Source organism: Micromonospora sp. NPDC005206 (genome assembly GCF_040608175.1).
Lineage (GTDB): Bacteria > Actinomycetota > Actinomycetes > Mycobacteriales > Micromonosporaceae > Micromonospora.
The window spans coordinates 79,156-86,823 of sequence record NZ_JBEXHU010000026.1 but is presented as its reverse complement, the minus strand read 5'-3'; the positions used below and the strand labels follow the sequence as shown (position 1 = coordinate 86,823).

Here is a 7,668-nt window from a genome sequence, read left to right as displayed (position 1 = left end):
CGCGATCTCACCCGCTCTTCCCGCCTCCACAGAGGCCACTCACCCCGTAGATTCCCAGCTCAGGGCACCCACCGATCGACTACGCAATCGCCCTGTCAGAACAATCGACTGAGGCTCGGCTGCCCGCACCCGCCGACCCCTGGCGGATCGCCGGGTCCCAACCCGCCGGGAACGGGCTGCTGAGGCTCGCCCGTTCGCCCGCCCTCAGATCGCACGGACGTTCGTGGTCAAGTTGGCAGGCGCTCGCTGAGCCTGGGGCGGGGTGATGGCGCGTACGAGTGACACCGCTGCCGTCACTCACCCGAAACGACATCTGGGCACCCACCCGTGAGGGTGAATGCCCAGATTATTGCTGGTGCGCCGCCAGGGACTCGAACCCCGAACCCGCGGATTAAGAGTCCGCTGCTCTGCCAGTTGAGCTAGCGGCGCTCGTCGGCAACGGAGAGAACATTAGCACCCCGCCGAGCCGGGCTCCAATCCGGTTGCCCGGGTCCCCCCTTCGGTCGAGCTTACCGAACAGAAAGGGTCAAATCGCCCAGCGGGTCCACGACGGGGGCGTGCGCCGACGTCCTCATACGGCACGATGTCCGCCAGGTACGCGAGAACAGAGGTGGGGATGGCACGGTTCACGCGAGCCGGGGCGGTGGTGGGCGCTCTGACCCTGGTGGCGTCGCTGGCACTGACCGGATGCGGCGACGAGCAGAAGAACCCGGAATTCGTCGGCGGGACCGGGCCGAGCGCGAGCGCCGAGCCTGGCACGGCGGAGCCGACGACGCCGGCCGCGCCGAGCGGGCCCGCGCTAGCGCTGAGCCCGGGCGACGGCACGAAGAACAAGCCGGTGAGTACGGAGATCAGCGCGAAGCTCCCGGACGGCGCGAAGGTGTCCACGATTACCCTGACCGCCGCGGGCGGCGGCACGGTCGCGGGCAAGCTGCGCACCGACGGCTCCGCCTGGGTGCCGTCCGCCCCGCTGAAGTACGGCACCAAGTACACCGCCACGGTGACGGCGACCGGGGCCGACGGGACGAGCAGCCAGGGCACCAGCAGCTTCACCACGATGGCCAAGCCGAAGTCGACCATCGGGTCCGGCCTCTACCTCTTCGACGACAAGAGCTACGGGGTGGCCATGCCGGTGGTCACCGAGTTCCATCCGGGCATCCCGAAGAAGGACCGGGCGGCGGTGCAGAAGCGGATGTTCGTCCGCACCGACCCGCCGCAGCCCGGGGCCTGGCACTGGGTCGACAACGGCACGCAGGCCTACTACCGGGCGCCGGAGTACTGGCAGCCGGGTACCACCATCACCGTACGGATCGCGCTGGCCGGCGTGCCGCTGAGCAACGGCCGCTACGGCGACGTCGATCGCAAGGCCACCGCCAAGATCGGCCGTTCGTTCGTGATGAAGGTCGACAACGCGACCAAGAAGATGTCGGTGTACGAGAACGGCGCGCTGGTCCGCACCGTGCCGGTGAGCCTGGGCAAGAGGAGCACCCCTTCCTCCAGCGGCACGATGGTGGTGATGGAGAAGAAGGAGTCCACGACCTTCGACACCCGCGACGACCCGGACCCGGCCAACCGCTACGTCACCGAGATCGACTTCGCTCAGCGGCTCACCTGGGGTGGCGAGTACATCCACGCCGCACCCTGGTCCGAGCACGTGCAGGGTCGGCAGAACGTCTCGCACGGCTGCGTCAACGTGTCGATGGCGAACGCCCGGTGGCTGTTCAGCAAGACCCGGATCGGTGACCCGATCACGGTGAAGGGGACCGAACGCAGGCTCGCCGCCGGCAACGGCTGGACGGCGTGGAGCCTGAGCTGGTCGGAGTTCGTCAAGGGCAGCGCCCTGCCGGTGCCCAAGGGAGGGTCCGGCCCCGCGCTCTGAGCCGTCCGGTGACCCACGCCGGCCCGTGCGACCGTACGGGCCGGCGCGTACTCTTTGCACTGCCCGCGGCGCGACGGCGCCCGCGGCGACCCCTCAGTCCCGGCACGGAGACGAGCCAGGCTCACGAATCGCCGGATTCTAACAAAATTCCGGCATCATCGTCGGCGTGTTCCGGTTCACCCTCGGCAACCGGGACCAGTCCTGGTGCGTCAGTAGGACGATGGGTCAGGGACCACGACTGTGAGGGAATCATGCGAGCTAGCCACGACCAGCTGATCCGGCCCGGTGGGCGACGCCGCGTATTCGCGGCGGGGCTTCTTGCCGTAGCACTGGCCTTCACCTCCGCCTGCACGGATAGTGACGGCGGCAAGCCGTCCTCGTGGCAGGGCGGCAGCGAGAGTCCGGCGCCGAAGGCGGCGGCGACCATCAGCGAACCGGCGACCGACGCCAAGGACGTGCCAGCGTCCACCGGCATCACCTTCACCACGACGGACGCCGTCGAGACCGCCGTCGAGCTCAAGGACGCGGCCGGCAAGGCGGTCGAGGGCACCCTCGCCGCCGACGGCAAGACGTGGCTGCCGGCAGGGGCACTGGAGTACGGCACGAGCTACACCGCCACGGTCACTGCCACCGGTGACGACGGCCGTCCGGCCACCGCGACCAACACCTTCACGACCATGGCCAAGCCGGGCAAGCAGGTGCGGGTGAGCAGCTTCCTCGGCGACAACCAGGTCGTCGGGGTCGGGATGCCGCTGATCGTGAAGTTCAGCCGGGCCATCGGAGAGGACTACCGCGACGACATGCAGCGCCGGATGACGGTGACCTCGACGCCGGCCCAGGAGGGCATCTGGCACTGGGTCAGCCCCACCGAGATCCGGTACCGGCCGAAGGTGTTCTGGAAGGCCAACAGCAAGGTCTCCTACCGGGTGCAGGCCGGCGGCCTGCCACTGGGTGACGGCTGGTACGGCCGCGCCGACCTCACCGTCGACGTCAAGATCGGCGCGTCGCTGATCATGACGGTGGACAACAAGACCAAGCGGATGACGGTGACCCGGAACGGCTCCGTGGTGAAGACCATCCCGGTCAGCCTGGGCAAGAAGAGCACCCCGTCGTCCAGCGGCACCATGGTGGTCATCGAGAAGCTGCGCAAGACGGTCTTCGACACCATGGAGGAGCTGGGCCCCGAGGAGGGCTACCGCACCAAGATTGATTTCGCGCAGCGGCTCACCTGGGGCGGGGAGTTCATCCACGCCGCACCCTGGTCCGAGGGCCAGCAGGGCAGTGTCAACGTCTCACACGGCTGCGTGAACGTGTCCATGGCCAACGGCGACTGGCTGTTCAAGAACACCCAGATCGGCGACCCGATCACCGTCAAGGGCACCGAGCGGAAGCTTCAGAACGGCAACGGCTGGACCGACTGGAACATGAGCTGGGACGAGTACGTCAAGGGCAGCGCGCTGCCGTACGAGCCGCCCGCCGACCCGGACACCTCGCCGACGCCGGAAGCCGGCACCCCGACGCCCACGCCGACCGCCTGAGCAGCCCCAACGACGAAAGCCCCCTCCGCGACGGAGGGGGCTTTCGTATGTGGGCCGATCCACGCATGACCCTTTGATCTTCGATCCCACAAACGGCTCAGGCCCCCTCGTCGGAGGGGGCCCGAGATCCACTGCTGGGTGACTGATGGGAATTGAACCCACGACAACCGGGACCACAACCCGGTGCTCTGCCAACTGAGCTACAGCCACCATGCCGCCGTCGCCCGGTGAATCGCCCCGGGCGGGGTGCGGACCAATAATAGCCACACCGCCGTCGACCCCGTCCAGCGGGTTCCCGGCTCCCCCGGGCTTCACCGCGGGTCAGAGGTCGGCGGCGATTCCCTTGGCGGTCTCCACGTCCGGGCCGGGCAGCGGCACGAAGATGGTCCGCCGGTAGTACTCCAGCTCCCGGATGCTCTCCCGGATGTCGGCCAGCGCGCGGTGCGCCAGGCCCTTCTGCGGCTGGCCGAAGTACACGCGGGGGTACCAGCGGCGGCACAGCTCCTTGATCGACGACACGTCGATCAAGCGGTAGTGCAGGTGCGCGTCGAGGCGGGGCATGTCCCGGGCGATGAAGCCGCGGTCGGTGGCGATCGAGTTGCCGCAGAGCGGCGCGGTACGCGGATCCTTGACGAAGCTGCTGACGTACTCCAGCACCCGGTCCTCGGCCTCGGCCAGTGTCACCGGCGAGCGGCGCACCTCCTCGGTGAGGCCGGACTTGGCATGCATCGTCCGGACGATCTCCGGCATCGCGTCCAGCGCGGCCTCATCGGCGTGGATCACCACGTCGACGCCATCACCCAGCACGTTGAGGTCAGGATCGGTGACCAGTGCCGCAACCTCGATCAGCTTGTCCCTGCCGAGGTCCAAACCGGTCATCTCACAGTCGATCCAGACGAGGAGATCAGCCACCGGGACAGCCTACGCGCCGCCCACGACCCGCGGCTGCGCGCTCTCGACGGAGCAGCCCGCTAGGGTTTCGGAGTGCCAGCCGAACCCGTCGTACCGCCCGCCGTCACCGACGACGACCCCGGCGGCCGTGCGGTTCGTCGCCTGGTCGCGGTGGTGGCGCTGATCGCCGTGCTGCCGGCGCTCTACCTGCCCGGTCTGGTGCACAACTTCTTCGACCTGAAGATTTACATGTCCGCGATGGACTGGTGGACGGCGGGGAACCCGCTCTACGACTACGTCCAGCCGGATCGGGTGCAGGGTGAGCTGTATTTCACCTACCCGCCGTTCGGCGCGCTGCTGCTCTGGCCGTTCGGGCTGATCCGGCTCGGCGTCACCGTGGCGATCTTCACGGTGCTCACCGTGCTGGCCGTGGTGGTGACCACGCGGTGGCTGGTGCTGCCGGTGATCGCCCGGCACAACCTGCCCCGGACGTTCACCCTGACCGTCGCCGTGCTGCTGGTGCTGGCGGTGGAGAGCACCCGCGAGACGATCACCTTCGGGCAGATCAACATGCTGCTGGTCGTGCTGATCCTGGCCGACCTGCTGTTCGCGGTGCCGCAGGCGCGGCGCTGGGCCGGGGTCGGAATCGGGCTGGCGACGGCGCTCAAGCTCTTCCCGGGCATCTTCATCGTGTACCTGCTGGCCACCCGTCGGTGGCGGGCCGCGGTGGTGGCGAGCGCGACCGCGGCGGCGGCGACCCTGCTGGCGGCGGCGGTCGCGCCCGGCGACTCGTGGCGCTTCTGGACGCAGGAGCTGTGGGACAACGACCGGGTCGGCCGCACCGACTACGTCGGCAACCAGTCGCTGTTCGGCCTACTCAGCAGGTTCACCGCACCAGAGAAGCCGGACCGGCTGCTCTGGCTGCTGGTGGTCGCCGTGGTCGCCGGCTACGGGCTGTGGCGGGCCGCCCGCGCGGCTCGGGCCGGTGATCGTTTGACGGGTCTGACGTTGACCGGATTGGTCGGCGCCCTGGTCAGCCCGATCACCTGGACCCACCACATCTACTGGTTCGTGCCGGCGGTGGTGCTGCTCGCGGACGCGGCGCTGCGCGCGGACCGGCCGGACGAGGTACGCCGACGTCGGTGGTTGGTCGCACTCGCGCTGGGCACCGCCGCTGTGATCATCTACGGGGTGGTGACGTTCCAGGACTGGGGTACGGAACCGGTCCGCACCCATGACCCGGTGGACTTCGTCGTGCAGAACGTCTACGTGCTCCTCAGCCTGCTGCTGCTGGTGACGCTGCCGGTGCGGGCGGGTCGACGAGTGGAAAAGTCGCACCAAATGGACAGATCTCCCCAGTAGCGACCATCGGCGCTAACCTGGTCTCATCTACCTCAAGCGTCGCTCGGGTAGCACCGATCCCCCGGTGAGGGTGGCCCTCCGCGTCGGCAGCGCGGAGGGCCACTCGCCGTTTCGTCCACCGTCACCGGCTGGGCCGTCGGCCCCGGAGCGGCCGGCGGCCAGGCCAGACTCAACGCCACCTCCGGTGGACGGGGCAGTCGGGCCGGCGCCTCCAGGTCGGCGAGGGTGCTCGGCCGGGCCGGTTCGATCGCCGACCTCGGCCGCTCACCGGCCCCGGAACCGACCGGGGTGAGTTGCCGCCCGGCCGGCAGGGACCGTGCCACTGGGGCGTCCCCGACGGACGGGCCGCCCAGTCCACTCAACGAGCTGACCCCGAGCCGGCCGGCGAGCACCGGCACCTGGTCCGGCTCGACCACGAAGACCACCTCGCGCGGGCGTGGCGGGCGCAGCAGGAGCACCGCCGCTCCGACCACGAGCAGCACCCCGACCGCCAGCAGCCCCCAGGTGGCCGGGGTGGTCCAGCCGGCCCGCAACTCGGCGCGCAGATCCAGGGCCAGGTCGCCGGCGCCGTCGGGTCGCATCACCACCAGGCTCATCGGCGCACCGGCCAGGTCGTCCGCACTCCACTCCAGCGAGCCGATCCCCTCGCGTACCCAGAACGGGCGACCGAGCGGGGTGACCGGCCCGGCGGTCGGGGCGTCGGTGGCCGGGCCGGCCGGGTCGAGCCGGACGGGCAGCGGACCCCGCGCGAGCGCCACCCGCCGGACCGTGGCGTGCGGCACCGGTTCCAGCCAGCGGCGTACCTCGGCGGTGGGCGCCAGCCCCACGAAGGCCGGGCCGCCCGGCGTGCGGGCGTCCACCCGCAGCCGGGTCTGCGCGGTACGCGCGAACGGCGCCTCCTGGCGCAGCAGCCGGTCGAGGTCGGTGACGACCACCGCGTGGCCGGGCGTGCGGACCGTCTCGAACCGGGCGGCGAAGGTCCCACCGGGGTCGGCGTGCCGGGTCACGAGCCAGAGCGCGCCACCGGCGAACAGCACCGGAATCCCGATCACCAACAGCAGCACTCCGGCGATCCCCCGCACGAAACGCATTCGCACCGTCCCCCTCCGTAGCCAGATACCCGGCCGACCTTACCGACGTACACCGTCTGATCAGGGGATATCCGCAGCACGGTCGGTCCCGTTCCCGGAAAGCACGCTGGCCCGCCGGATTCCCGGCGGGCCAGCGGGTGTGCGGTGGGGTCAGGACTTGGCGGCCGGCTCCCGACGGGTCCGGGCGAACGCCAGCCCGCCCAGCACCAGACCGGCGATGCCGGCGACCAGACCGGCGATGCCGAGGCCGACCGCGGTGCCCTCGCCCTCGTCGTCGTCATCGTCGGCCGGCGCGCCGGCCGCGTTGGCGGACGTGGCGGGCGCGGCCGACCCCGAGGGCGCGGCGGCGGCCAGGGTGAGCACCGGCGCCGGGTTCTCCGGCTCCTCGCCGCCCGCCGCGGGCTCGTCGATCCAGCGCGACACATTGCCGTCCGAGTAGGTCTGCAGGGTCTTGAAGACCATCGAGTCGACCTGCGGGAGCGGCCCCATCGAGACCGGGAACTCCTGGAACTGGCCCGGCTTCACACCCGCGTCACCCGTGGCCGTCCAGGTGAGCTTGGCGACCGCCTCGGTGATCGGGGTGCCGTGCACCTCGATCGGCGGGTCGACCTTGCGCTTCTCCACGGCCACCGTCCAGCCCGGCACCGGCATCGTCGACACCGAGCCGAGGGGAGCGTTCTCCGGCAGCACGACCTCCACCTTGGTGGTCGACGCGGTGTCGCTCTCGTTGGGCACGCGGAACGCCACCCGGGCGTAACCGCCCTGGGTCGCCTCCTTCGGATTCACCGTGACGTGGGCGGAGGCCGGTCCGGCGAAGCCGAGCACGGCGGTCGCGACGGCGGTGAACGCCAGGGCGGTGGCGGCGGTTGCGGTACGCCGGAGACGGGTCATGGGTTTCGGGAGCCTC

Annotated in this window: 5 protein-coding genes, 2 tRNA genes and 1 pseudogene; 3 read left to right on the top strand and 5 right to left on the bottom strand. The window is 70.4% G+C overall.

Annotated features, from left to right (window positions below):
• Positions 1 to 353: 353 nt before the first annotated feature.
• Positions 354 to 429 (bottom strand) — tRNA-Lys (locus ABZU69_RS31785).
• 187 nt (positions 430 to 616) lie between these two features.
• Between ABZU69_RS31785 and ABZU69_RS31780 the strand changes: the two genes are divergently transcribed.
• Entirely contained in the window at positions 617 to 1,879 is a 1,263-nt protein-coding gene (locus ABZU69_RS31780; protein WP_354967992.1) for an Ig-like domain-containing protein, read from the top strand.
• Between the two features lie 251 nt (positions 1,880 to 2,130).
• A complete protein-coding gene (locus ABZU69_RS31775; RefSeq protein WP_354967991.1) occupies positions 2,131 to 3,417 on the top strand; it encodes an Ig-like domain-containing protein in 1,287 nt (428 codons plus the stop codon).
• A gap of 137 nt (positions 3,418 to 3,554) precedes the next feature.
• Here the strand turns inward: ABZU69_RS31775 and ABZU69_RS31770 are convergent.
• Together ABZU69_RS31770 and orn are read right to left on the bottom strand one after the other, a co-directional pair.
• A tRNA-His gene (locus ABZU69_RS31770) sits at positions 3,555 to 3,627 on the bottom strand.
• Positions 3,628 to 3,738: 111 nt separating this feature from the next.
• Positions 3,739 to 4,329, bottom strand: coding sequence for an oligoribonuclease (orn, locus tag ABZU69_RS31765; RefSeq protein WP_354967990.1), 591 nt, complete (start codon positions 4,327 to 4,329; stop codon positions 3,739 to 3,741).
• A gap of 72 nt (positions 4,330 to 4,401) precedes the next feature.
• On the opposite strand from orn, the gene ABZU69_RS31760 reads away from it, so the two are divergent.
• Complete coding sequence (locus ABZU69_RS31760) at positions 4,402 to 5,670, top strand: glycosyltransferase 87 family protein (protein WP_354967989.1); 1,269 nt, start codon at positions 4,402 to 4,404, stop codon at positions 5,668 to 5,670.
• Between the two features lie 254 nt (positions 5,671 to 5,924).
• On the opposite strand, the pseudogene ABZU69_RS31755 reads toward ABZU69_RS31760, so the two are convergent.
• Positions 5,925 to 6,230: pseudogene (locus ABZU69_RS31755) on the bottom strand (hypothetical protein); the annotation flags it as partial.
• Positions 6,231 to 6,911: 681 nt separating this feature from the next.
• The gene (locus tag ABZU69_RS31750; RefSeq protein ID WP_354967988.1) at positions 6,912 to 7,652 is read right to left on the bottom strand and encodes a YcnI family protein; all 741 of its coding nucleotides are present in this window, start codon (positions 7,650 to 7,652) and stop codon (positions 6,912 to 6,914) included.
• Positions 7,653 to 7,668 lie beyond the last annotated feature (16 nt).

Excerpts from the sequence above, each read along its gene's own strand:
- ABZU69_RS31780 (WP_354967992.1), top strand. The coding sequence starts at position 617 with ATGGCACGGTTCACGCGAGCCGGGGCGGTGGTGGGCGCTCTGACCCTG.
- ABZU69_RS31750 (WP_354967988.1), bottom strand. The coding sequence starts at position 7,652 with ATGACCCGTCTCCGGCGTACCGCAACCGCCGCCACCGCCCTGGCGTTC.
- ABZU69_RS31775 (WP_354967991.1), top strand. The coding sequence starts at position 2,131 with ATGCGAGCTAGCCACGACCAGCTGATCCGGCCCGGTGGGCGACGCCGC.